We start from the raw sequence: 23,471 nt of genomic DNA on the forward strand, positions 1-23,471 counted from the left end.
AAATGGAACAAAAATGAGAAAATTTCTTTTAATCACAGGATTATTATGGGTAATGATAGCATGTACAACTGAAACGGAAAGTCTAAATGAAAAAACTGAATTTACTCCGTTAAAATTGGAAATGGAAAATGTCGTACAAAGTAGCGTAATGGCATACGGAGAGTTAGCGGATTCGAATGATAAATTATTTGTCACTATTGATGATCAACTAACCTGGCAGAATTTGTTACTTCAAGTGCATATCAATCAAGAACTACAACCCATTGATTTTGATGCCTCCACGCTGGTAGCGGTCTTTGATCAAACGAGAATATTTGGTGGTTTCAGTATTGATATCGTTGAAATTATCGAATATGAACAACAAGTGCTCGTGTCAATCGGTAGATTGAATGAGGAAGTAGGTGGAATTACCCAAGCGCCTACAAGACCTTACCACATCGTTAAAATTCCCAAAATTGATAAACCTTTTGTCTATACGGAACTTTAACATTGAGTAGAATTTCTAATTTTGAAAGCCGCACATGCGGCTTTCTTTTTTTAGATTGGATAACAAGAAGGGTTTAATTGCGAGTGAATTGACATCAAAATAGCTAGTCTGTTTTTAAAACCGCAATTAAAATGTGGTACTATTTCGATATTTTATATATTTGTTGAAATACAAACAGTATACAAAGTATCGTTGTTGCCTCGAAGGGTTCCTTAAAAACAATTGGATAAAGGCAAAACGAGTGTACAAGGTTTCTAAAAAACAATAAATTACCACATTATGAAATTAAACACCATTGCTTGTGTAGTTTTAGCTTCATCGATGTTTTTGGCTTGTAACAAAACAAAAACTGAGGGAACAGGAAATGAAGAGCTAAAAGCAGGAACAGAGAATTTTGAATTTAGTATTGATCAATTTGCCGATATTGAAGTTTTAAAATATCAAGTACCGGGTTGGGAAAATCTAACATTAAAAGAACAAACCTTAGTTTATTATTTGAGTCAAGCTGGAATGGCGGGTCGCGATATTATCTGGGACCAGAATTATAAGCACAATTTAAAAATTAGACAAGCTCTAGAACACATTTATGTGAATTTTGCAGGAGATAAAGCCACACCCGATTGGCAGAACTTTGAAACCTATGTTAAAAGAGTTTGGTTTTCAAATGGTATACATCATCATTATTCCAATGAAAAGATTAAACCGGAATTTTCTGAAGTGTATTTCAAAGAATTAATGAGTACAACTAAAGCAGAATTAGCTCCAGAAGTGGTGGCGATTTTGTTTAATAATCAAGATTCTAAAAAGGTTAATTTAGATTTGTCTAAAGGTCTCTTAAAAGGATCGGCAGTTAATTTCTATGGTGAAGGAATCACAGAAGCTGAGGTGGATGCGTTTTATAACAAAATGAAACCAGCAGATCCCTTACGTCCGCTTTCTACAGGATTAAACTCCAAATTGGTTCGCGATGCGAATGGGAAATTGGTGGAAAAAGTTTGGAAAAGTGGCGGTATGTATGGCGATGCTATCGATAAAATTATCTATTGGTTAGAAAAAGCAAAAACCGTAGCAGAAAATCAAAAACAAGCCGATGCATTAGGACTTTTAATCCGCTACTATCAAACCGGAGATTTAAAAATATGGGATGAATATAATGTGGCCTGGGTTCAAGCAACTGAAGGTAATATCGATTACAACAACGGTTTTATCGAGGTGTATGCAGACCCATTAGGACATAGAGGATCTTATGAAAGCGTTGTACAAATCAAAGACTTTGATATGTCGGCTAAAATGGAGGTAATCTCTAAAAACGCACAATGGTTTGAAGACAACTCACCTTTATTACCAGCTCATAAAAAGAAAAATGTAGTAGGAGTTTCCTACAAAACCGTAATAGTAGCTTCGGAATCGGGCGACGCTTCACCGAGTACACCTATCGGAGTAAACTTACCTAATGCAGATTGGATTCGTGCAGAACACGGTTCTAAATCTATTTCATTAGGAAATATTATCGATGCTTACAATCATGCCGGTGGATCTGATCGTTTAAAAGAGTTTGCACATGATGAGGAAGAAGTGCGTTTAGAGGAAAAGTATGGCGAAATTGCTGATAAAATGCATACAGCACTACACGAAGTAGTAGGACATGCTTCTGGACAAATTAATCCGGGTGTGGGAACACCAAAAGAAACCTTGAAAAGTTATGCTTCTACCTTAGAAGAAGGTAGAGCGGATTTAGTGGGGCTTTATTATTTATACAATCCTAAATTGCAAGAAATGGGATTGGTAGACAATTGGAAAGAAATGGGAATGGCTGCTTATGATGGTTATATCCGTAATGGATTGATGACGCAATTAGTGCGTCTAGATTTGGGAGCAGACATCGAAGAAGCACATATGAGAAATCGTCAGTGGGTAAGTGCTTGGGTATATGAAAAAGGGAAAAAAGATAACGTTATCGAAAAAATCGTGCGCGATGGAAAAACCTATTTCAACATTACCAATTATGAAAAACTACACGATTTGTTTGGAGAGTTGCTAAAAGAAACGCAAAGAATAAAATCGGAAGGTGATTATAAAGCCGCTCAGAATTTGGTTGAAAACTACGGTGTAAAAGTAGATCAAGCCATTCACAAAGAAGTTTTGGCAAGAAACGCTAAATTCAAATCCGCTCCATATAGAGGATTTGTAAATCCGGTGATTGTTCCTAAAACTAACGATAAAGGTGAAATCACTTCTTTTGAGATGGAATACCCAAAAACTTTTGCGGAACAAATGTTGTACTATTCTAAAAACTACGGTTTTTTACCTTTGAACAACTAGAGTAATATAAATGCGAAAAGCGCCTTATCATTCATTTGATAAGGCGCTTTTTTGTTGTTGCTAGAGTTGGATTTTGAAGAATTAAAACGTTTTTATTTTTTTAAAAATTCATGCGGTCGTTTACCCAATAAATTATAAAAGCTATTACTAAAAGACTGCACGCTTTTATAACCAACTTGATAGGCAATCTCACTAACTGTCAAAGAGGTATTACTAAGCAGTTCTACCGCTTTGATACAGCGAATCAATTGAAGGTATTTAGCCATGGTAAGGCCAGTCTCTTTTTTAAATAAGCGTTCAAGTGTTCGGGTAGAAAAGTGTAGATGATTTGCCAAATCATCTATGGAAACCGCTTGTTGGTAGTTTTGATATAAAAAGCGAACCACTCCCAAGATATTCTCGTTCGATGATAGCGGTATACTCAGCGTCAAAGAATTCTTTGCAAAGGCCGGCAGTTCTGATAAGATAGCCGATAAAAACGATTCCTCTGCCTGATTTACAGCGGTATTCATCGACCATTTCTCTGTATATAAAATCATCTCCCGCAACACCTGCGGTACGCTAAATATTTGTAAGTGATTATAAAAATCATCGGTTAATTCACAATCGTAAAACAAGGTGCGCAAATACACGTTGGTGGCGGTAGAAGAACTCTTATGCGGTAAACTTGATGGAATCCACGCCGCATGATTCTGAGGTAATAAATACACCTGATCTTCGAGGTGTAAATATTGAAACCCCTCCTCAACAAAAATCAATTGCCCTTTGGGATGATCGTGAAAAGTATCTGGAAAGATCCAATGATTTTGATGTAAAACAAAACTCTTCTTGGTCAAACGCTCGAGGATAACTAAAGAATCTTCTGTTAGCATAATTGTAATTTGTCGTTTTAAGTATAAAGGTTGTCAATATTAAATAAAATTACAACATTAATTTTGCAATAAAGAATTTTTAAGTCGTCACAACAATGAAAAAGAAAGCAATTTCAGTAAAAACGGAAGATGAAAGTGCAGCTTCCAAGGGAGCAACCATTTTAATGATAGTTGGAATCATGTTGATTGCCGCCAATTTACGCGCGCCGCTGACTTCGGTGGGTCCGGTAATCTCAGAAATCAGTTACAGTTTAAAATTATCAAACTTTTTGGCGGGTATGGTCACTACGATACCCTTGATTGCTTTTGCAACCCTTTCGGGTTTTGCACCGAGAATATCAAATAGATTTGGAATGGAAACGACTTTATTAGTATCGTTGATGATTTTGATTGTTGGCCTTTTTATAAGACCGATGGACGGCACAGCTAGTTTGTTTTTAGGAGCGGCCTTGGTGGGGATTGGAATAACCATCGGAAATGTTTTGATGCCGGCTTTTATAAAAAATAATTTTAGTGATAGCATGGGTTTAATGACTGGATTATATGCTGTATCGATGAATTTAACTGCAGCTTTAGCTGCGGGATTTAGTATTCAAATCGGACAAATTACAGGACATGGATGGAGAGGATCTCTTGGAGTATGGATATTTTTGGCGGCATTGGCTTTAGTGTTTTGGTTGCCGCAGCTCAAAAGACAAAAACGCACCACTAATCTTCAACGGCATACTGAGGTGGAATCGTCGGTGAAAACAGCAATATATCGCTCTAAATTGGCTTGGAGTATCGCCCTGTTTATGGGGATACAGTCGTTGGTTTTCTATTGCGCGGCGGCTTGGTTTCCCAAAGTACTGCAAAGTTGGGGCATGTCTGCTGTAGATTCCGGTTGGATGTTATCAACGATACAGTTTGCACAATTGCCTTTAGCCTTTATTGGGCCTATCATCGCAAGCAAAATGAAAAGCCAAGTGCTGCTGGTTTGGATTACCGCTTTGCTGATGGCAATAGGTATTTTGGGAATGATTGTTTTTAAAACAGATTTTATCGTTTTATGGTGTATAAGCATTGGAATAGCAAGCGGATTGGCATTTAGTTTAGCCATGATGTTTTTTGTATTGCGCACTAAAAACGGGAAAGATGCCACCGAGATGTCGGGTATGGCACAGTCCATAGGATATTTAATAGCGGGTTGCGGACCTCCCTTATTCGGTATGATTTATGATTATACCCAAGACTGGAGTTATGCGTTAGTTCTCTTATTAGTCGCTTCTTTATCGTTGTTGGTATTTGGAATTATTGCGGGTAAAGAACGCACTATTTAATCGTAACTCGTATCGAACAACAACTCTCAAATATCGACGAATCTTCAGCAAGGCAAACAAACTAAAAAACCTATATTTGTAAGATAAAAGGAGATAATGGCTATAAAAATACTTCATACTGCAGACTGGCACTTGGGAAAGAGAATGGATTTTTTTTCTCGAATCGACGAGCAAAAACTGGTATTGCAGGAAATATGTTTGATTGCAGATGAGCAACAGGTTGATGCTGTAATTGTTGCAGGAGATTTATTTGATGTGTTTAACCCAGCTGTCGAGGCTGTGGAGTTGTTATATAAAACTTTAAAACGATTGACCAATAATGGTCAACGCCCGGTAATTGCTATAGCCGGAAATCACGATAGTCCAGATCGAATCGATGCACCGGATGCATTGGCTTTAGAGTGTGGGATTATATTTGTAGGATATCCACAGGCTACTTTGCGTCCCATCCAAATTGAAGGAGGATTTACTATTACAAAAACCGACCGCGGCTTTTTGGAAATCGCACTGCCACATTCAGCTATACCACTTCGCGTGATTACGACGCCCTATGCTAATGAATTGCGTTTAAAAACCTATTTGGGCACAGCGGACAAAGAAGCGGAAATGAATAAAGTACTTCACGACAGTTGGACGGCTCTGGCTGATCGGTATTGTGATGATCGCGGTGTTAATATATTAACCACCCATCTTTATATGTTAAAACGCGGTGGTGAAATTTTAGAGGAACCCGATGGTGAAAAGCCACTAAAGGTCGGTAATGCAGATTTGATCTATTCCGATAGTATTCCAACTCAAATTCAATATACCGCTTTAGGTCATTTACACCGATATCAAAATATTGGTGGAAATCGAAATCCCGTTGTTTATTCGAGTAGTCCATTGTGTTATTCTTTTGCTGAAGCAGGGCAACAGAAACAAGTGGTGATTATCGAGGCAGAACCCGGCGCAGCTGTTTCCTATCAACCTGTTGCATTGACAGCTGGGAGACCTTTGTTTCGAAAAAAATTTGAGCAGATTGATTTGGCTGTAGCGTGGTTGTTAGAAAATCCTTATGCTTTGGTAGAATTGACTATAGTTAGTGATACGTTTATCACCACCACAGATCTAAAGCGACTCTATGATAGCCACGATGGTATTATACATATTATCCCAATATTGACCAAACTAAAGGAGGCTAGCAATGCCAAGGTTTCCATTAATTTGGAACAGAATAGAGAAGGCTTGTTTGTTGATTACTTTACGTCTAAATACAAGCAAGAACCCAACGAAGAATTATTGAATTTGTTCCGAGAGATAAGCGGACAACAAAAAGATATATAATATGTTACCGATTCAACTGACTATTGAGGGATTGTATTCTTATCAATCCAAGCAAACCATTGATTTTACGACCTTGACCCAGTCGGGTTTGTTTGGGATTTTTGGAGGTGTAGGTTCTGGTAAATCATCGATATTGGAAGCGATCAGTTTAGCCTTATATGGCGAAACCGAACGCTTAAATAGCCGAGACAGTCGTGGATATAATATGTTGAATTTAAAATCGGATAAGGTTTATATCGAGTTTGATTTTACCAATTTTGAAGAGCGTAAATTCAAATTTACCGTATCGTGGAAACGAAAAAAGAAGTTTGAAGAAACCACACCGATGGAACGTTTGGCCTATGAATGGAAAAACGAGGCATGGATTCCAATGGAATCTGCCGATGCCACTTTGGTATTGGGATTGACTTACGAGAACTTTCGTAGAACCATCATCATTCCACAGGGTAAATTCAAGGAATTTTTAGAATTAAAAGGAGCCGATCGTTCGAAGATGATGAAGGAGATTTTTAATTTGGAGCGATTTGATTTAAGTCCACAGGTGTCCAATCTCCAACGCGACAATAATTTTAAAATAGAAAACCTCAAAGGGGTACTATCGGGTTTTGAATCGATTTCTATTGAAAGTGTTCAGCAACAGCAAAACGACTTAACGTCTACACAACAACAATTGACCTTGCTGAAAAACGATTTTGTACAGGTGGAAGCGGAATGGAAATCCTTACAAGAGGCGCAGCTTAAATTAGAAGCCTTGCGCAAGAGGGAATTGGAATTGAAGGAATTAGAACAGCAGAAAATAATTTTCGACAAACTCCAAGCTGATATTTTGGAGTTTGAAACAGTCGAAAAGGCTTTTAAAGAACTGATTAATAGAGAAGTTGCTTTAGAGAATGAAGAACAACAGCAAATAAAAAGTCAGCAAAATGTATTAACTGATAAATTGCAGTTAAGCCGTGAAATCGATGCTCAGAATCAGCAAATACTAAAGTGGCAAACGGCATTTGAACAATTGGATAGCCAAAAACAAAAGGTTTTAGACTTGGGTTATTTAGAAACTCTTAAAGAATTGGAGTTGCGCCTGTTTACTCAACGAGAGGCTCTGGACAAGGGCACTGTTTTTGTTGTGGAACAAGAAAGGGTAGAAACGGCTATTAAAAAGCAAATTCAAGAAAGTGAGACAATATTAGAAAACCTAAAATCGGAACGCATCGATGCGTCTCAATGGATAGCCATAGGCAATTGGTATCAAACCCAAGTTTTTTTGACAAAACAATTGGAGGAAATAGCGAAGAAGCAGATCGAAAATACGCGCGAATGCGAAAACACCTTAAAAGAATTTGAAGGTTTAAAGGTTGAACCAGCTACTTGGATTACGGTGTATACAGGTAAAATGGATCAATTGCTTCAACAAATTACACAGCAAAATCAATTGATAACAGAATGGACTGTAGCAACAGAATTGAGTCGTTATGTCACTGATTTACAAGACGGTGAAGCTTGCCCTTTATGCGGATCTTTAGAACATCCTCAAATCAGTCATCAAGCAGATGCTACGGAACAATTGACTTTAGCTCAACACCTAAAAAGTAAATTAGAAAAGGAGCATGCGGAATTGCAAAAACAACAAGTACTACTTCAAAAGGCTTCTTCAATCTACGACTTTTTAATTGTGCAAGCCGAGCGATTAGCAAAGGATAAGAAAGCGTTAGAAATTCAAATTACCGAACATTTAAGTTCTTTTATTTGGAAGGAGTTTAGTACGGACAATCCCGAATTGTTTGAAAGTAAGAAGCAGCGCGCTAAAGCATTGGAAGTAGAGCTTCACACCTTGGAGCAGACCATCAAATCGCTTCGTGAAAAACTTGTCATGCAACAAGAACTTACTCAAAAGGCTCATAAAAAAATGGCTGTTATAGAGATGGAGATCTCGGGTTTAGAAGGGCAATGCAATCAATTAAAAGAACAGATCAAATCTTTAGACCTACAAGATTACGAAACGGTTGATGTGGAAACGGTTAAGTTGCAGAAAAACGCATTGGCAGCAGAAAATGACTTGATCGAAAAAAGTTATAAGCTGGCGATAGATAAAATACAAGAGCTCAAGCCGCAATTAGCTACCAAGGTCGGAATTTGGGAAACCATAGAAAATCAGCTTCAGTTTATTCGTAAGAATCGCGAGCTTTTAAAAGTAAATATAGAAGAAGCCTTAGAGCGTCTACAGTTTAAAAATAGGGATGAGGTACACCGAATCTTAGCTAAAAACTGGAACCTAGAAGAAGAACGCCAACGCATCAATCAATTTCAATTTCTATTACAAAATACCCAGCAAATCATAGCAGAATTGCAATTGCAAACAGCCGGATTAAATTTTGAACAGCATTTATTTGAGGCAAAAGAACAACAATACCGTCAATTGCAAATCGAAGTGGAGCAAGCAGTGGGGAAAGTTAGCGCTTTGGAGCAAGAACTCCTTCGGGTACAATCGGCTTTGGAAAAGAAAAAAGAATTGATTGCACAAGCCAATGCTTTGGAGCGAAGAGCTTTGAATTTAACCACCATGACCAACTTGTTTAAAGCGAGTGGTTTTGTCAATTATGTATCGAGTATTTACCTGCAAAATTTATGCGATATCGCCAATGTGCGCTTTCACCGTCTCACTCGTAATCAATTGAGTTTAAAGTTAAATGAAAACAATGAATTTGAAGTGCTGGATTATCTGAATAACGGTTATGCGCGTTCGGTAAAAACACTGTCGGGTGGACAAGGTTTTCAGGCTTCTTTATGTTTGGCCTTGGCCTTGGCGGAGAGTATTCAATCTTTAAATAAAGCCGATAAAAATTTCTTTTTTATCGATGAAGGTTTTGGTACTCAAGATGCAGAGAGTATCAATACCGTATTTGAAACCTTGCAGTATTTGCACAAGGAAAATAGAGTAGTGGGGATTATTTCGCATGTAGAAGAACTTCAAGAGCGTATCCCAAGTTCGATATCAATTTACAAAAATGAAGAAAAAGGCAGTTATGTAGTGGTTAATTAACGAATTTTAATTTACCAAACTAAACATGTAAGCGTTCTCGAATCATGTCTAGACTTTTCTCCAGTATTTTGTAATCGTAGAATAATAAAATCAAAAGCAATAGTATTGGAATCAGCAGCACTTGATGGTGCGCGTATCCGATTAAAAAAGCACATAAAATAGCACCCGAAGCAAAAGAAAAAATAATTGATATGGTCAGTTGAATTTTTCGAATTTTAGACTTTCGTTCGCTTTTCTTTTTCATAATGATTTCCCCGAGTCCGATTCCAAAATCGGTTACCATACCTGTTAAGTGGGTGGTTCGTACTACATTTCCGCTAACCATCGATACAATCCCATTTTGCAGTCCCATTGCCGTGAACAGCAATAAGATTTCAAGGTCGATGATTTCATCGAGCTTGTAATTTCTCTGTAGATAGAGGCAACTTGTTAGAAAACCAATCTCTAATATTATGGGCAATACATAAGAAAATTTGATTCGCGTTCCGGTGAAAAGATTCGTACAAAGCGAAGCGATAAAAGAACCCAAAGCAAAGCAACCAATCCAGCTGATTATCTTTAAGAGTTGAGAATTCGGAGATTGGTTTTCTATAGCAATGGCCAATTCACCTACATGCCCGGTTAGGTTTGTAGTAAAGGTTGCCAATTCAGAAAATCCAAATACATTGATAATCCCGGCAACAAAAGCAAAAAAGACAGCTAATAATAAGTTGTGTTTAAACGTTCGATTGTCTCCTGTAGAACTAAGCATGGGTTAGAAATGATTGATTTTATAGTAAAGATACTATAAGACCAACAAATAAAAAATAATCTAGTCCGCGTTTTGATCCAGTAGCAAATCACTATAAGAGCGATCAATAAGATTTTCTGGTTGCAATTTAAAAGTGTTAAAATAGAAATCACATTGTTCTTTTAAACTGTGCATGGTATGGTTTTGTCCTTCATTCATTGCTTCTACTTCCACAAAAGTGCCAAGTTGCTGTACGATATCCAAGTGGAAGCGCACATTGTCGATGGCGTAAATCGTTCTTACTTTATCCACGATTACCTTTACTCCGAGCTGTGCGGTCAATATATTTTTTAAAGCGGCATTCGGCAGGTGTTGATAATAGATAACATCCGATTCTTTAGCGGTATCGGTATTCGCGCGATCATAGTGAATAAGGCTGTGATTTCCGCCAGCTTCTCGCAGTTTTAACCTTGCTGTTGAAGTGTTGAAATAGGTGTCTATTTGATGTTGGGTCTCTACAAAAGTTGCTTGGATGCTTAAAATCAACGCTTCTATTGTTTCAAGATTTTCGACGCGAGCTTTAAACTCTACATTTTGAATGTGCATACAGGCTGTTTTAATAAATCAAGTTAGTAGTGATGGTGTTAGTAATAATTTTTCCCTAGAACAATCTTCTCTCTACCGTTTGCCATACGCCATTGATTGGTGTCACGTAAAGAATAGGCGCAACCGCAATACTCTTGCATATAGAATTTTTCCTGTTTGCTGATATCAAGCATTCGACCTGCACCGCCTTTTTTACGCCAATTAAAGGTCCAATAGGTAATATCTGGATAATGGCTTGCTGCCAAACATCCGGATTTATTGATTTGCTCCATGTTTTTCCAACGAGAGATACCCAAAGAGCTGCTGATCACGTCAAAACCGTTTTCAAAAGCGTACAAAGCCGTACGTTCAAAACGCATATCAAAACACATCGTACAACGAATTCCCTTTTCAGGTTCCTGTTCCATCCCCTTAGCACGTGCGTACCAATCCTCAACGTCATAATCTCCATCGATGAAGGGAATATTGTGCTTAACGGCAAAACGAATGTTTTCTTCTTTGCGCAAATCATACTCCTTTTTTGGATGTATGTTGGGATTGTAAAAATAAATAGTAAAATCGATATCGGAGGCAACCAATGCTTCCATTACTTCACCAGCACAAGGAGCACAGCAAGAATGTAACAATAATTTTTTTCCATTTTCCGGTAAGACCAAGGTCTCTCTAATCAACTCTTTATTTTCCATTTTTGGGGAGGTATTTACAACTGCAATTTTAATCAAAATAGCTCGAATATGAAAATTTAATAGCCCGAGTTATTTTTAAAATGGTGCTACACCATCATTTGCTGCCTAGGACCCTACTGTTTTTGATAAATTAACTGCAATTGAAGCTTAAAACAGCATGGATTTTTATTTATTGTTTATTCAAACTATCTTTGCGCTTTTAATACAAGTCGAATCAATAATAACAGCCAAAATATGAAAATCGAAAAGCAATTGCAGGAAAGAAGCGGAAATCAATGCGAATTATGTGCCGCAACAGGTGACTTACAGATTTATGAAGTACCGCCTACTTCGGGTAATGTTACAGATAGAGAAATTTATATTTGTAATACCTGTACCGCACAGATTGAAAAAAGGGAAGAACTCGACGCAAAACATTGGAATTGCTTAACGTCTTCTATGTGGAGTGAAGTTCCCGCAGTACAGGTTGTAGCGTGGCGAATGTTAAACCGTTTTAGAAATGAAAGCTGGGCAGCTGATCTTTTGGAAATGATGTATTTAGATGAAGACATGATGACTTGGGCTAAAGCAACGGGTGATCACGAAGGAGATGCTGGAGTGGACTTACACAAAGACTGCAACGGTAATATTTTAGTTGGAGGAGACACCGTAACCTTAATTAAGGATTTGGATGTAAAAGGTTCAACGCTAAACGCCAAAATTGGAACTGCAGTGCGCAACATCCGTTTGGTACACGACAATACAGAACAAATCGAAGGAAAGGTTGATGGACAAACCATCGTGATCCTTACTAAATTCGTCAAAAAGCAGTCGTAATTATAATACTGTTATCATTGTGAATACATAAATAAAGCCTTTTTCTACTATGAAAAAGGCTTTTGTATTTTTAAGACTCTGCTTGAATTTTTAGCTGTTGATTCATCGCTTCAAAACCGGCTTTGGTGTTTTTTTCTAAATTGCTTTTAAACAGGGGAACCAATATACCAGAAAATGCTTCACTGTGTGTAAAAAGCGTATCTCCATCGGGCAATTGCTCTAGCAGAAAACGATGCTCTCCGTCAAACACACCTTTAAAAAGGAGTTGCCCCAACCATTTTAATTCTTTGTTTTCTTCGAAAACTAAAACTCGGGGTCTGAATTTCATATCGGGCAATGATATTTTTATGCGATTTCCAACGGCCACTTTTCCTTCAATGGATTTGATAAACGGATTCCACTGTGGGTAGCGTTCGAAATCGGTGAGGATTTTCCAAACTTTTTCGGGAGTCGCATGGATCGTAATTTGAGTTTCTATTTTCATAATCGATTTAGTATCGTTAGTTTATCAGGTTAATCAATCTTGTATGAGAAGAATCTTACTAATAGAGTTATAATAAATGTGTTGCTATAACGGCACAAGCTTCAGCATCGGCTAAGGCGTGATGGTGATTTTTTAAATCATAACCAAAGTATTGGGCAACCGTGCCCAATTGATGATTGCGCAGCTGAGGAAGTTTTTGCCTGGCTGTTTTCAGTGTACAATAAAATTCAAAGTTCGGGTAATCCACATCAAATGAAGCGTAAATGGCTTTTAAACAGCTCGAATCAAATGAACTGTTGTGAGCAACAAAAGGCAGGTTTTTAGTCTTGGCTAATAACTGTGCCCATACGTCGAAAAACAGCGGAGATTGTATGGTGTCCTGAAAAGTTAAGCCGTGTACGTTGGTCGTAAAGGACGTGTAAAAATTCGGTTCTGGTTTTATAAGACTATACAGCCGATCAGTGATGATATTATTCTCAACTATTACAAGCCCAAGGCTACAAATACTGCTTCTTTTAGCGTTGGCAGTTTCAAAGTCTATGGCGACAAAATCGGTCATTTTTATAGGGTATATCTGATTAATAGTTTATGTATTCAAGCTTGTTGTGAAATTATTTTTTCGTTTGATTCGCCGGCAATTCCATACGATATAAATCAAAACCTTTCGCCCAATAATCGGGTACAACTTCAAGTAGTTCAAATCCCATCTTTTGATAAAACACATAAGCTGCTTGTGAGGTTCGAACGCTGATGGTTTGAACGTGGTCGAGTTGTTTCAGCAGTTCAATTCTATATTGAGTTAATTGGCTCCCCAATCCCTTACCTTGATATTCGGGATGAAAAAAGTCCCAGCTGATTCTCCCTACGGTTTGGTCTTCTGAAAAGTTAATACCACCTGCACCTACAATTTGCCCTTCCAGTTCTACTACAAAATACCGTTCGCTATGATGGTTTAAATAATCGATCAGATCGTCGCGTTCATCAGCTGAAAAATATTGAGGTGTATTGAGATCAAATAATACCAATAATTCGGGCTGATCGCTGGGGTGGTACGGACGGATTATACTAGGCTTGGGCATCATAAGCGATTAAATAGTTAGCGTCATAAAAATCAACGAAGTGTCAAAGTTCAAACGAAGTGTAGTTTTTTCTGGATTTTCAATCACGATACAGCTCGATTTTTCTAGGTTGTAAATTTGCTCTTGAATTGCAATTTCAACTGCTTCTAAAGCAAATAATAGGATAAAAGGGTTGTTGCTCTGTTGGGATTGTTTGGTAATCTCGAGATGATGCTGTTTGATAGACTTATGAATCATCCAGTTAAAATCGGTACCCAATGAGGTTGAAACTACGGTGTCATTGGAGTCAAATAAAAAGATTTGTTGTTTCTCAAAGTGTTGTGCTGATTCGTTTATGGTTACATCTAGGGTATTGTCTAACATCGATAGATATCGGGTATATCCTTGAAATTGTGTAAAAACCGACGGACTTTGTTCTATGGTTGCGCTACTGATCCGAAATAGAAAATCTTTTTCCGCATAGCTACTATTGGAAGGATAAAGGTAATATTGATAGGTACTTCCACCGGCCCACAAATTGGGTTTGAGTTGTTCTAAGGATATAATATGTATTTTCACGTCAAGCATTGGGAATTTAAATCGTTACCAAAGATAAATAAATTGTTTTATTCTTTTCTTTTGTCCCTAAATTTGAAAGTCGATTGTCATTCAATAAATAGACATTAATAGTTTATCTTAACTTAAAAAAAACGATTTATGAAAGAATTTTTATTATTAATCCGCGAGCATTCCGACTACGGCAGTCATTCCCTTCAAGAAATGCAAGAAGAGATTGAAGAACATTTGAATTGGGTAGAAAAATTGATAGAAGAAGGGCGCTTTAAGGGTGGAAATCCTTTAGATGCAGCGGGAGTATCCATAAAGGGTAAAGACAGAGTTCAAACCGACGGACCATTTGTGGAAAGTAAGGAGTGTATTAGTGGGTTTTATTTCTTGTTAGCCGATTCATTAGAAGAAGCTACAGAGATAGGAAAGGGATGTCCGGCCTTGGATTTTGGAGCGACCATTGAAATTAGAGAAGTATTTCAAACCGAGGATGAATCAGACGAATAATACGGATATAAATAAATTAACCCATCATCTTTTTCGGGAAAACTCCGGCAAGATGATGGGGGTTTTATCTAAGGTTTTTGGTGCAAAACATTTGGATATCATTGCCGATGCCGTTCAGGATACTTTTGAAACGGCCGTGGTGCGGTGGCGATTCTCAGGAGTACCTGAAAATCCCAGTGCCTGGTTGATGAAAGTAGCTAAAAACAAAACAATCAACGCAATTAAGCGAACTAAGAAGTGGGAACGCCCGTATGAAGTTGAGCGAGCTGAGTTTGAGGGTAAAGAAATGTTTGATTTTACAGACGAAGAAATCATGGACAGTCAGTTACAGCTTTTGTTGCTTTGTTGTCGTGCGGATTTGTCGCAAAAGAATCAAATTGCAATCAGCCTTCATGTACTATGTGGTTTTGGTGTTTCGGAAATTTCCAATGCACTGTTAATGTCTGAGGAAGCAGTCAAAAAGGCAATAACGCGTATAAAAGCATTGTGGAGAACAACGCAAACAACAAGGTCGGTTAACTCGTTAAAAGTTATTTCTCAACAAGATAAACCGATACTGGAAATACTGTATTTAATGTTTAACGAGGGGTATAAAGTTACCAAAGGAAAAGACGGAATCAATTTGGATTTGTGCTTCGAGGCTATAAGATTAACAAAACTCTTATTATTGAATCGCAGTTCCCATTTTGAAACCCGAAGTTTGCTCGCGCTAATGTTTTTAAACATCGCTCGTTTCCCTGCTCGTATATCTGAAGCGGGATATTGGTTGACCTTAGAAGAACAAGATCGCAGTTTATGGAATAAAACCTATATGGAAGAGGGAATTTATTATTTACAAAGAGATGCATCGAATAAGGTTTTAAACGTATTTTATATAGAAGCATTGATTGTTTCTTTACATTGTTTAGCGGCTAAATTTGAAGAAACCAATTGGCAAAAGATCGTAGTACTCTACAAGCAGTTGGAAGTACTAAAGCCGAATAATTTTATAGTATGGTTTAACCGTATTATAGCGGAGAGTTTTTTGGGAGCGCCTGAGAAAAGTTTACAACAGCTAGCTAAGATAAGTCGAGATGAAATTAAAAATCACGAATTTACTTATTATACGGGTCTGGCTTATCTTTATGTTAAGACAGGTAATACACAAACAGCCTTAGAACTGTACAATAAATCACTACCCTTTGCCAATACCCAAATGGACGAGTTGTTTATTATGCGACGTATCAGCGACTTGATTCATCAATAAATAGGAGAATTAGATGTCCGAATACTACCAATTGATGCGTTTTAAAAACCAATTAGATTAAGGGGATTACTTTACATTTGTAGCCTAATTGAAGAACATTGAAAAAGACAACTGTTTTCTTTTTGGCGATTTTGTATTTAGTAGTATGCTCCGGCTTTACTACCTATACGCATTTGTGTCAAGGAGTGGAGCAGAACATATCCTTTTCCGATTCCAGTCGCGATGTTTTAGGTAAATGCGGATTTTGTCTTGCTGACGAAATGTCGAGTTCAGACAAAGACTGTTGTAAAGAAGTTGCAAAAAACTTTAAACTCAATGTAAAAACGTCACTGCCAAAACTACTTGATTTTAGCGCTAAATTTTTAGGTGATGCTTTGCCTCATCGTTTCTTTGGAGCCGTTTTCGAAGTTGTCGCTGTTAAAGAAAAGGTTCCGTTTTTCAATTACCAATCCTATACTGTTCCCCTTCCGAGCAATCCGCTCTATATATTCCACTGCGTTTATCGAATTTGATTTTATTCCATTGAATTAAACTAGCCTTCTTTTAGAATGGCTAACACAATTTCTATGGTTTAATCTTTAAATTATACATGATGAAAATGCAATTATTTGCATGGACAAGCTTATGGTGTTTATCGGTAGTCAGTCTACACGGGCAAACCCTTAATTTGTCTGATGCTTTGGAACAATCCGTTCTGAATTTTCAAAAAATAAAAGCGAAAGAGGCCGCTGTCAATGCTTCTGAAGAAAATGTGCGTTTTAACAAACGGGCCTATTTACCCGATTTTACGCTAGCTGCTCAGCAGAGTTATGGAACTATAAATGCACAAAATGGCCCCTTATATAGTTACGGTGGTTTGGGATCTGCTGCGTCTTCTATGCCTTTAGAAGAGCAAAATTGGAATGCCGCGTTTGGATCGTTATACTTAGCAAATATCAACTGGAATTTTTTCACCTTTGGAAAAATCAAAAATGAAATTAATGCAGCTCGATCCAAGCAGCAAGTCATGCAACAGGATTTGGAACAATTGCGATTCCAACATCAAGTAAAAGTAGGGGCAGCGTATTTTAATTTAATAGCTGCACAACGCATTAAATTTGTGCAGGAACGCAACGTGGAGCGGGCTTTGGTTATGGAAACCGTAACTGCAAGTCGCGCTAAAAGTGGCTTGATACCTGAGGTAGATTATGCAACAGCTCAGGCAGAGGTTTCCCATGCGCAAGCAGCTCGAATAAAAGCACTAGATAAGGAATTAGAATATTCAAAATCTCTAGCTGTTTTGATAGGAAATAACTATCAACAGTTTCAGTTAGATAGCTTGTATGTTTATCAAACTCCGACTTACTTGTCGGATTCTGAACGACATATAGAAAATCATCCCGTTCTGGAATGGCAACAAAGCCAGGTAGAAAACAGTGAACAACAAGAAAAAGTATTTGCCGCTTTGCAAAGACCATCCTTATCCCTATTTGGAGTTGTTCAAGGGCGAGGGTCGGGTTTTGAATGGAACTATGTCCAAGACAATACGGCTTTTTCAAAATCCTATAACGATGGGGTGGGTATTGATCGAACGAACTACCTTGTTGGAATTAATTTGTCGTGGAATCTAACGTCAATCCTGCGTCAATCTTCAAAAGTAAAAGAGCAGAAATACATTACCCAATCACTTCAAGAGGAGTATCAATATGCCTTTGAGAACCTTAAAGCTCAAAAGGAACTGACCAAAGAGCAGTGGAATAACGCATTGGAAGTTTTTGAACAAACGAAAATTCAAGTTACGGCAGCATCGAAGGCATATAAACAACATACGGCTTTATATACCAACGGACTCAGTTCCATAGTCGATTTGACACAGGCGATTTATCTGTTGCATCGTTCGGAAATCGATGCGGAAATCGCTCAAAACAATCTGTGGCAAGCACTGTGGATGGTAGCTGCGGCTACAGGAGATTTAGATTTATTGTTAAACGAAACTAAAAGCCTGAAAAGATGAATCTAATACGTTTTGCACTGCGCAAGCCAATATCTATTATGGTATTGGTGATAGGGTTGCTGTTTTTTGGAATCAAAGCTACCAAGGAAATCAAGGTAGATATATTGCCGGAAATGAACCTACCTGTAGTTTATATTGCACACTCGTTTAACGGGTATACGCCTCAACAAATGGAGGGGTATTTTACAAAAATGTATGTAAACATGATGTTGTTTACCAGTGGTATAGAAAGTATTGAAACCAAAAACTCTCAGGGACTTACCCTGATGAAAATTAATTTTTATGAAGGTACAAATATGGCGCAAGCCATAGCGGAGATCAATGCGCTGTCGAATCGTTCGCAAGTGTTTTTACCGCCGGGAGCACCGCCACCATTTATCATCCGATTTGACTCCTCAACACAACCGATTGGACAATTGGTTTTTAGAAGTGATTCGAAAACGAATAATCAATTACAGGATATTGCCAATTTTACAGCGCGACCGTTTTTGATTAAAATTCCCGGATTGACTACCGCGCCACCGTTTGGAGGAAGTCCGAGAACCGTGGAGATCAATATTGACCCCAATAAATTACGAGCACATCAATTATCACCGGATCAGATTGTTGAAGCAATCAGCAGAAATAATATTACAGCTCCATCTGGGAATCTGTATATTGATGACATCAATTATTTGACGCCAACCAATAACACCATTAAAAACGTAGAGGATTTTGGAAACATTCCGATTTTTAAGGGTACCGTGGACAATGTTTATATCCGCGACATCGCTACAGTAAAAGATGGCGCTGATATTACAACGGGTTATGCATTGATTAACGGTAAGCGTTCTGTGTATATCAACATAGCTAAGGCGGGAAATGCCTCGACTTGGGATGTGGTGAATAAATTGAAAAAATCCATACCGGATATTCAAAAGAATCTACCTGAAGACGTGTCCATATCCTATGAATTTGATCAATCCGTCTATGTGATTAATGCGGTTAAAAGTTTGATTCTCGAGGGCGTTTTGGGTGCGATTTTGACCGGTTTGATGGTTTTGCTATTTCTACGCGATAGAAGGGCGGCATTAATAGTGGTTTTAACGATTCCAATTTCGATTATTTCGGGAGTATTATTTCTAAAATTATTTGGACAAAGTATTAACATCATGTCTTTATCCGGACTGGCTTTGGCGATTGGGATATTGGTGGATGAAAGTACGGTGACTATCGAAAATATCCACCAGCATTTGGCGATGAAAAAAACCAAAGCGGAAGCGATTTGGGACGCCTGTAAAGAAATTGCTTTTCCTAAATTATTGATATTGCTGTGTATATTGGCGGTTTTTGCCCCTGCCTTTATGATGACGGGAATTCCGGGATCGTTATTTATGCCTTTGGCTCTAGCGATTGGTTTCTCGATGTTGTTTTCATTCCTTCTATCTCAAACATTTGTACCGGTCATGGCCAATTGGATGATGAAAGCCAAAACGGAAGAAGAACACAACAAACCCGAACGATTTGACCGTTTAAAAGATCGATTTACGGCTTTTTTAAATAGAATCATGCCGCATCGTAAAATCTTGTTGATCCTGAGTTTGGTCTTGGTGTCGGTCACGGTTGCTATGATGTATAGCTGGACAGGAAAAGATGTTTTACCTACGGCTAATTCGAGTCAGTTTCAGGTAAGAATCAAAGCCCCTGAAGGTATGCGAATTGAAAAAACGGAATTAAAAGTAAAAGCTGTACTCAGAGAGTTGGAAACTTTAATTGGTAAAGAGCACATTGCAATTTCATCGGTTTTTATTGGACAACACCCTTCTTCTTTTGCTGTGAGTCCGGTTTATCTGTATAATGCAGGACCTCATGAAGCCTTAATGCAGGTTGCCCTAAAAGATTTTGATGGGGATATCGCTGTATTGAAGGATCAAATCCGGGAGCATATCAGTAAAAAGTTACCTGAACTTCATTTGTCTTTTGAACCGATTGAATTAACAGAGAAAATTTTAAGTCAAGGTACCAATACTCCGATTGAAGTTCGGTTTTCGGGGATGATGAAAAAGATGAATGTCATGTATGCCAATAAGTTATTGGCTAAACTCAAGGAGATTGAATATTTGAGGGATCAGCAAATTCCCCAATCGCTAAACTATCCAGCAATAGAGATTGCTATTGATCGTGTTCGAGCGGCTCAATTGGGAGTGGATGTGCAGGATATTTCAAAATCCCTGGTGCCTAGTACGGCTTCATCCCGATATACCAATAAAAATATGTGGGTTGAAGGCATGATGGGGATAGCTTATGATGTGCAGATTCAAACGCCACAGAGTCAGTTAAACAGCCAAGAGGAATTATTAAAAATCCCCTTGACGAAGAATGCAGATCGACCAGTATTAGGTGATGTAGCAACTTTGGTTCCTACAAAAGTTTTTGGAGAGAGTTATAATCTTGGTACTATGGCTTATACGCCTGTAACGGCCAATGTTCATAAAACCGATTTAGGAAGGGCGCAAAAAGATGTTCAAGCAGCTATAGCCTCTTTAGGAGAATTGCCTAAAGGAGTTAATATTCAAGTTGCGGGAATGACTCCGGTACTCGATGATGTTATGGATAGTTTATCCATGGGTTTATTGATGGCTATTGTAGTGATTTTTTTAATGTTAACGGCCAATTTTCAGTCTTTTAGGGTTTCCTTAGTTATTTTAACTACCGTTCCTTTTGTGATATTGGGATCGTTGTTATTGCTAAATCTAACCGGATCAACGCTAAACTTACAATCCTATATGGGGATTATTATGTCTGTAGGAGTATCTATTGCCAATGCGGTATTGTTGATCAGTCATGCTGAAACCTTGCGAATGCAAAACGGCCAGGCCTTGCATGCTGCTATTGAAGCGGCATCGCTGCGTATTCGACCAATCTTAATGACAACTTTGGCGATGATGGCAGGAATGTTACCGATGGCTATTGGTCATGGTGAAGGTGGAGATCAAGTGGCACCATTAGCACGTGCGGTAATTGGAGGTTTGTTTGCCTCTTCGTTTAGCGTGTTGTTTTTGCTGCCAATGATGTTTGTGTGGATACAGGGCAAATCATCTATACAGTCACCTTCTCTAGACCCAGAAGATAAAGACAGTGCTTATTACATTAAAAAATAATTTAAATAACGTGACCAAAGCCGTGTTTGGATTTGTATTTGAACGCGGTTTTAGACCACTTAAAGATAGGTAGAAGATGAAAATTATATATTATACTTTTTTGGGAATGTCGCTTTTTGCTATTTCCTGTAATTCAGAAAAAAAAGAGGTAGAAACCCCTAAAATGGAGATGGGTATGAAACCCAATTTTGAAACGATTATTTTAGAAAAAACCAATCCGTTGACCTTTTTGCAGTTGACAGGAGAGTTGATTCCAGACAAACAAACGGCCATTTATGCTAAGGTAAACAGTTTTGTAAAAACTTTGTCGGTGGATATTGGCTCTAAAGTGACTAAAGGACAGGTCTTAATGACTTTGGAGGCACCAGAAATTCAGGCGCAATTGGCAGCGGCATTATCGCGTTGGAAAGCGCAGGAGGCGATTTATATCGCGACAAAAGCGAATTACGATCGATTGTTTCGAGCCAATGAAACCGAAGGTGCTGTGGCAAAGGATGCTATAGATCAGATTATAGCTAAAAAAGCGGCCGACCAAGCGCAATTAGTCGCTTTAAAATCGGCTTATAACGAAGTTCAGGTAATGGCAGATTATCTAATCATTCGCGCGCCTTTTAACGGAGTAATTGCTCAACGTAATGTGGAACTGGGTTCTTATGTAGGTCCGTCGGGCAAAGGTTCAGATTTACCTTTACTCGTACTTCAGGATAATAAAAAAATGCGTTTATCGCTATCTGTACCCGAGGCGCAGGCTTCCTATTTGAATTTAGGTGACAGCATTAAGTTCCAAGTAAAGGCAGTGCCACAAATGCAATTTGTAGCTAAAATATCGAGAAAATCGGGCTCACTAGATTCCAAACTTCGTTCAGAGAAGCTGGAAGCAGATATCGAAAACGGTTCTGGACTTTTAAAAGCGATGATGGTTGCAGAAGCTAAGATTCCTTTAAAGGCTTTACAACCTAGTTTTTTCGTTCCTAAAATGGCTGTAGTAGATGGGGGTGTTGCCCGTTATGTCATTCAGGTCAAAGATGGAAAAACAAAACATCAAGTCGTTTCCAAAGGAAGGATGATGGGGGATATGGTTGAGGTTTTTGGAGATTTGTCCAATGGGGATGCTATTTTGAAAATGGCTACCGAAGAAATAGAAGAGGGAATGGTAGTTCCTGCTGTTAAGTAGATTTTTTTTGTAGTTTTTTATTGATTTTTTTTTGCAGAGAGCAGGTTGCCGGTGATATCCGAGCAACCTGTTTTTTTTTAGTCTTTTCTTCCATCTGCCCATCCGCGTATCTGCATTTATAAATAAATAACCAATTACAGCAATTTTAAACCGACAGCATTTTATGGCGAATTCGCCCATCTGCCCATCCGCGTATCTGCATTTATAAATAAATAACCAATTACAGCAATTTTAAACCCACAGCATTTTATGGCGAATTCGCCCATCTGCCCATCCGCGTATCCGCCTTCAAGAATAGTTAACCAAACACTGCAATTTTAAACCCACAGCCCTCCCAAGCGAATTTGCCCATCTGCCCATTCGCGTATCTGCATTCTTTATATATAGGTATGGTTTTTATGAGCCTATTCGCTGATTCGTCCATTCGCTGATTCGCGAGTGCCCTTAATTTATATACCTCAATTTTAAACCTACAGCACTTTAAAGCGAATTCGCCCATTTGCGTATCCGCATTCTTGAAGAAATAACCCAACACCGCAATTTTAATCCCACAGCATTTTAAGATGAATTCGCCCATCTGCGTATCCAGATTCAAGAATAGTTAACCAAACACTGCAATTTTAAACCCACAGCACTTTAAAGCGAATTCGCCCATCTGCCCATCCGCGTATCCGCATTCACAAGCTCCCAAGCGAATTTGCCTATCCGCCCATCCGCGTATCCGCATTCAAGAATAGTTAACTAAGCACAGCAATTTTAAACCCACAGCACTTTAAGGCGAATTCGCCCATCTGCCCATCCGCGTATCCGCTTTTTTAAGTATCTGCACTAAAGCTAAAGTAAGGGGTATTAGTCTGTTAAGAAAGGAGCATAAAAAATACCAAAAATAAAAGAACAAAAGATTAGGAAAGCTAGAAAAAAGGGCTACTTTTGCACCCGCATTACCGCAGAAGTTCTTTGAGAAACGGAGTTAAAAAAAAGAAACATAGAAAGGGAGTTTTACTCTTTTAAAAATTTACGAAAATTAAATTTGTTTCTTAAATAATTAAAGTTGTATCTTTGCCACCCGCAAGGAAACAACGCTCTGACACATTATTGACAAGA

The 23,471-nt window shown here is 38.2% G+C and carries 19 protein-coding genes and 1 pseudogene; 12 read left to right on the forward strand and 8 right to left on the reverse strand.

Annotated elements, in window-relative coordinates:
• Positions 1 to 13: 13 nt before the first annotated feature.
• Complete coding sequence (locus KO524_RS12790) at positions 14 to 487, forward strand: protease complex subunit PrcB family protein (RefSeq protein WP_219294584.1); 474 nt, start codon at positions 14 to 16, stop codon at positions 485 to 487.
• A 279-nt stretch (positions 488 to 766) separates the two neighbouring features.
• Positions 767 to 2,809 carry a dipeptidyl peptidase 3 gene (locus tag KO524_RS12795; RefSeq protein WP_219294585.1) on the forward strand — a complete coding sequence of 681 codons (2,043 nt, stop codon included), beginning with the start codon at positions 767 to 769 and terminating at the stop codon, positions 2,807 to 2,809.
• 92 nt (positions 2,810 to 2,901) lie between these two features.
• Here KO524_RS12795 and KO524_RS12800 read toward each other — a convergent pair whose 3' ends face one another.
• On the reverse strand, positions 2,902 to 3,681 hold the full coding sequence (locus tag KO524_RS12800) for an AraC family transcriptional regulator (RefSeq protein WP_219294587.1): 780 nt from the start codon (positions 3,679 to 3,681) through the stop codon (positions 2,902 to 2,904).
• Between the two features lie 95 nt (positions 3,682 to 3,776).
• Between KO524_RS12800 and KO524_RS12805 the strand changes: the two genes are divergently transcribed.
• From KO524_RS12805 to KO524_RS15595, 3 genes and pseudogenes are all read left to right on the forward strand, one after another.
• Entirely contained in the window at positions 3,777 to 5,000 is a 1,224-nt protein-coding gene (locus KO524_RS12805) for an MFS transporter (RefSeq protein ID WP_219294588.1), read from the forward strand.
• Between the two features lie 96 nt (positions 5,001 to 5,096).
• Entirely contained in the window at positions 5,097 to 6,323 is a 1,227-nt protein-coding gene (locus KO524_RS12810; RefSeq protein ID WP_219294590.1) for an exonuclease subunit SbcD, read from the forward strand.
• 2,557 nt (positions 6,324 to 8,880) lie between these two features.
• A pseudogene (locus KO524_RS15595) lies at positions 8,881 to 9,222 on the forward strand (SbcC/MukB-like Walker B domain-containing protein); the annotation flags it as partial.
• A 157-nt stretch (positions 9,223 to 9,379) separates the two neighbouring features.
• On the opposite strand, the gene KO524_RS12820 reads toward KO524_RS15595, so the two are convergent.
• Genes KO524_RS12820 through KO524_RS12830 form a run of 3 tightly spaced genes read right to left on the reverse strand, consistent with a single transcriptional unit; the run spans position 9,380 to position 11,382 of the window.
• Positions 9,380 to 10,111: a YoaK family protein gene (locus tag KO524_RS12820; protein ID WP_219294593.1), complete on the reverse strand. Its 732-nt coding sequence runs from the start codon at positions 10,109 to 10,111 to the stop codon at positions 9,380 to 9,382.
• A gap of 60 nt (positions 10,112 to 10,171) precedes the next feature.
• On the reverse strand, positions 10,172 to 10,696 hold the full coding sequence (locus KO524_RS12825; protein ID WP_219294594.1) for a class IV adenylate cyclase: 525 nt from the start codon (positions 10,694 to 10,696) through the stop codon (positions 10,172 to 10,174).
• A gap of 38 nt (positions 10,697 to 10,734) precedes the next feature.
• Positions 10,735 to 11,382 carry an epoxyqueuosine reductase QueH gene (locus KO524_RS12830; protein ID WP_219294596.1) on the reverse strand — a complete coding sequence of 216 codons (648 nt, stop codon included), beginning with the start codon at positions 11,380 to 11,382 and terminating at the stop codon, positions 10,735 to 10,737.
• Between the two features lie 234 nt (positions 11,383 to 11,616).
• Here KO524_RS12830 and KO524_RS12835 point away from each other — a divergent pair, with 234 nt between their 5' ends.
• Complete coding sequence (locus KO524_RS12835; RefSeq protein WP_219294598.1) at positions 11,617 to 12,198, forward strand: alkylphosphonate utilization protein; 582 nt, start codon at positions 11,617 to 11,619, stop codon at positions 12,196 to 12,198.
• A gap of 70 nt (positions 12,199 to 12,268) precedes the next feature.
• On the opposite strand, the gene KO524_RS12840 is transcribed toward KO524_RS12835, so the two are convergent.
• The 4 genes from KO524_RS12840 to KO524_RS12855 form a co-directional block, all read right to left on the reverse strand.
• Complete coding sequence (locus tag KO524_RS12840; RefSeq protein ID WP_219294599.1) at positions 12,269 to 12,682, reverse strand: SRPBCC domain-containing protein; 414 nt, start codon at positions 12,680 to 12,682, stop codon at positions 12,269 to 12,271.
• Positions 12,683 to 12,749: 67 nt separating this feature from the next.
• On the reverse strand, positions 12,750 to 13,241 hold the full coding sequence (locus tag KO524_RS12845; RefSeq protein ID WP_219294601.1) for a 3'-5' exonuclease: 492 nt from the start codon (positions 13,239 to 13,241) through the stop codon (positions 12,750 to 12,752).
• Positions 13,242 to 13,293: 52 nt separating this feature from the next.
• Entirely contained in the window at positions 13,294 to 13,764 is a 471-nt protein-coding gene (locus KO524_RS12850; RefSeq protein ID WP_255555260.1) for a GNAT family N-acetyltransferase, read from the reverse strand.
• A gap of 6 nt (positions 13,765 to 13,770) precedes the next feature.
• On the reverse strand, positions 13,771 to 14,319 hold the full coding sequence (locus tag KO524_RS12855) for a HutD family protein (protein ID WP_219294602.1): 549 nt from the start codon (positions 14,317 to 14,319) through the stop codon (positions 13,771 to 13,773).
• Between the two features lie 138 nt (positions 14,320 to 14,457).
• Here KO524_RS12855 and KO524_RS12860 point away from each other — a divergent pair, with 138 nt between their 5' ends.
• The 6 genes from KO524_RS12860 to KO524_RS12885 all read left to right on the forward strand — a co-directional run bounded on the left by KO524_RS12860 (position 14,458) and on the right by KO524_RS12885 (position 22,367).
• A complete protein-coding gene (locus tag KO524_RS12860; protein ID WP_219294603.1) occupies positions 14,458 to 14,814 on the forward strand; it encodes a YciI family protein in 357 nt (118 codons plus the stop codon).
• Positions 14,798 to 16,060 (forward strand): RNA polymerase sigma factor, encoded by a 1,263-nt coding sequence (locus KO524_RS12865; protein ID WP_219294604.1) that lies wholly within the window; start codon positions 14,798 to 14,800, stop codon positions 16,058 to 16,060. The genes KO524_RS12860 and KO524_RS12865 overlap by 17 nt, the downstream gene beginning before the upstream one ends.
• 98 nt (positions 16,061 to 16,158) lie before the next feature.
• Positions 16,159 to 16,572: a hypothetical protein gene (locus KO524_RS12870; RefSeq protein ID WP_219294606.1), complete on the forward strand. Its 414-nt coding sequence runs from the start codon at positions 16,159 to 16,161 to the stop codon at positions 16,570 to 16,572.
• Positions 16,573 to 16,652: 80 nt separating this feature from the next.
• Positions 16,653 to 18,053, forward strand: coding sequence for a TolC family protein (locus KO524_RS12875; protein ID WP_255555262.1), 1,401 nt, complete (start codon positions 16,653 to 16,655; stop codon positions 18,051 to 18,053).
• Positions 18,050 to 21,193, forward strand: a complete 3,144-nt coding sequence (locus tag KO524_RS12880) for an efflux RND transporter permease subunit (RefSeq protein WP_219294608.1) — start codon at positions 18,050 to 18,052, stop codon at positions 21,191 to 21,193. Before KO524_RS12875 ends, KO524_RS12880 begins: the two co-directional genes overlap by 4 nt.
• 76 nt (positions 21,194 to 21,269) lie before the next feature.
• Positions 21,270 to 22,367 carry an efflux RND transporter periplasmic adaptor subunit gene (locus KO524_RS12885; protein ID WP_219294610.1) on the forward strand — a complete coding sequence of 366 codons (1,098 nt, stop codon included), beginning with the start codon at positions 21,270 to 21,272 and terminating at the stop codon, positions 22,365 to 22,367.
• The last annotated feature ends 1,104 nt before the right edge of the window (positions 22,368 to 23,471 follow it).

The sequence above is a fragment of the Flavobacterium sp. NKUCC04_CG genome (assembly GCF_019345525.1).
GTDB lineage: Bacteria > Bacteroidota > Bacteroidia > Flavobacteriales > Flavobacteriaceae > Flavobacterium.

Bases quoted from the DNA above. Each gene is read 5' to 3' on its own strand.
- KO524_RS12790 (WP_219294584.1), top strand. From the start codon at position 14: ATGAGAAAATTTCTTTTAATCACAGGATTATTATGGGTAATGATAGCA.
- KO524_RS12795 (WP_219294585.1), top strand. From the start codon at position 767: ATGAAATTAAACACCATTGCTTGTGTAGTTTTAGCTTCATCGATGTTT.
- KO524_RS12800 (WP_219294587.1), bottom strand. From the start codon at position 3,681: ATGCTAACAGAAGATTCTTTAGTTATCCTCGAGCGTTTGACCAAGAAG.
- KO524_RS12805 (WP_219294588.1), top strand. From the start codon at position 3,777: ATGAAAAAGAAAGCAATTTCAGTAAAAACGGAAGATGAAAGTGCAGCT.
- KO524_RS12810 (WP_219294590.1), top strand. From the start codon at position 5,097: ATGGCTATAAAAATACTTCATACTGCAGACTGGCACTTGGGAAAGAGA.
- KO524_RS12820 (WP_219294593.1), bottom strand. From the start codon at position 10,111: ATGCTTAGTTCTACAGGAGACAATCGAACGTTTAAACACAACTTATTA.
- KO524_RS12825 (WP_219294594.1), bottom strand. From the start codon at position 10,696: ATGCACATTCAAAATGTAGAGTTTAAAGCTCGCGTCGAAAATCTTGAA.
- KO524_RS12830 (WP_219294596.1), bottom strand. From the start codon at position 11,382: ATGGAAAATAAAGAGTTGATTAGAGAGACCTTGGTCTTACCGGAAAAT.
- KO524_RS12835 (WP_219294598.1), top strand. From the start codon at position 11,617: ATGAAAATCGAAAAGCAATTGCAGGAAAGAAGCGGAAATCAATGCGAA.
- KO524_RS12840 (WP_219294599.1), bottom strand. From the start codon at position 12,682: ATGAAAATAGAAACTCAAATTACGATCCATGCGACTCCCGAAAAAGTT.
- KO524_RS12845 (WP_219294601.1), bottom strand. From the start codon at position 13,241: ATGACCGATTTTGTCGCCATAGACTTTGAAACTGCCAACGCTAAAAGA.
- KO524_RS12850 (WP_255555260.1), bottom strand. From the start codon at position 13,764: ATGATGCCCAAGCCTAGTATAATCCGTCCGTACCACCCCAGCGATCAG.
- KO524_RS12860 (WP_219294603.1), top strand. From the start codon at position 14,458: ATGAAAGAATTTTTATTATTAATCCGCGAGCATTCCGACTACGGCAGT.
- KO524_RS12865 (WP_219294604.1), top strand. From the start codon at position 14,798: ATGAATCAGACGAATAATACGGATATAAATAAATTAACCCATCATCTT.
- KO524_RS12875 (WP_255555262.1), top strand. From the start codon at position 16,653: ATGAAAATGCAATTATTTGCATGGACAAGCTTATGGTGTTTATCGGTA.
- KO524_RS12880 (WP_219294608.1), top strand. From the start codon at position 18,050: ATGAATCTAATACGTTTTGCACTGCGCAAGCCAATATCTATTATGGTA.
- KO524_RS12885 (WP_219294610.1), top strand. From the start codon at position 21,270: ATGAAAATTATATATTATACTTTTTTGGGAATGTCGCTTTTTGCTATT.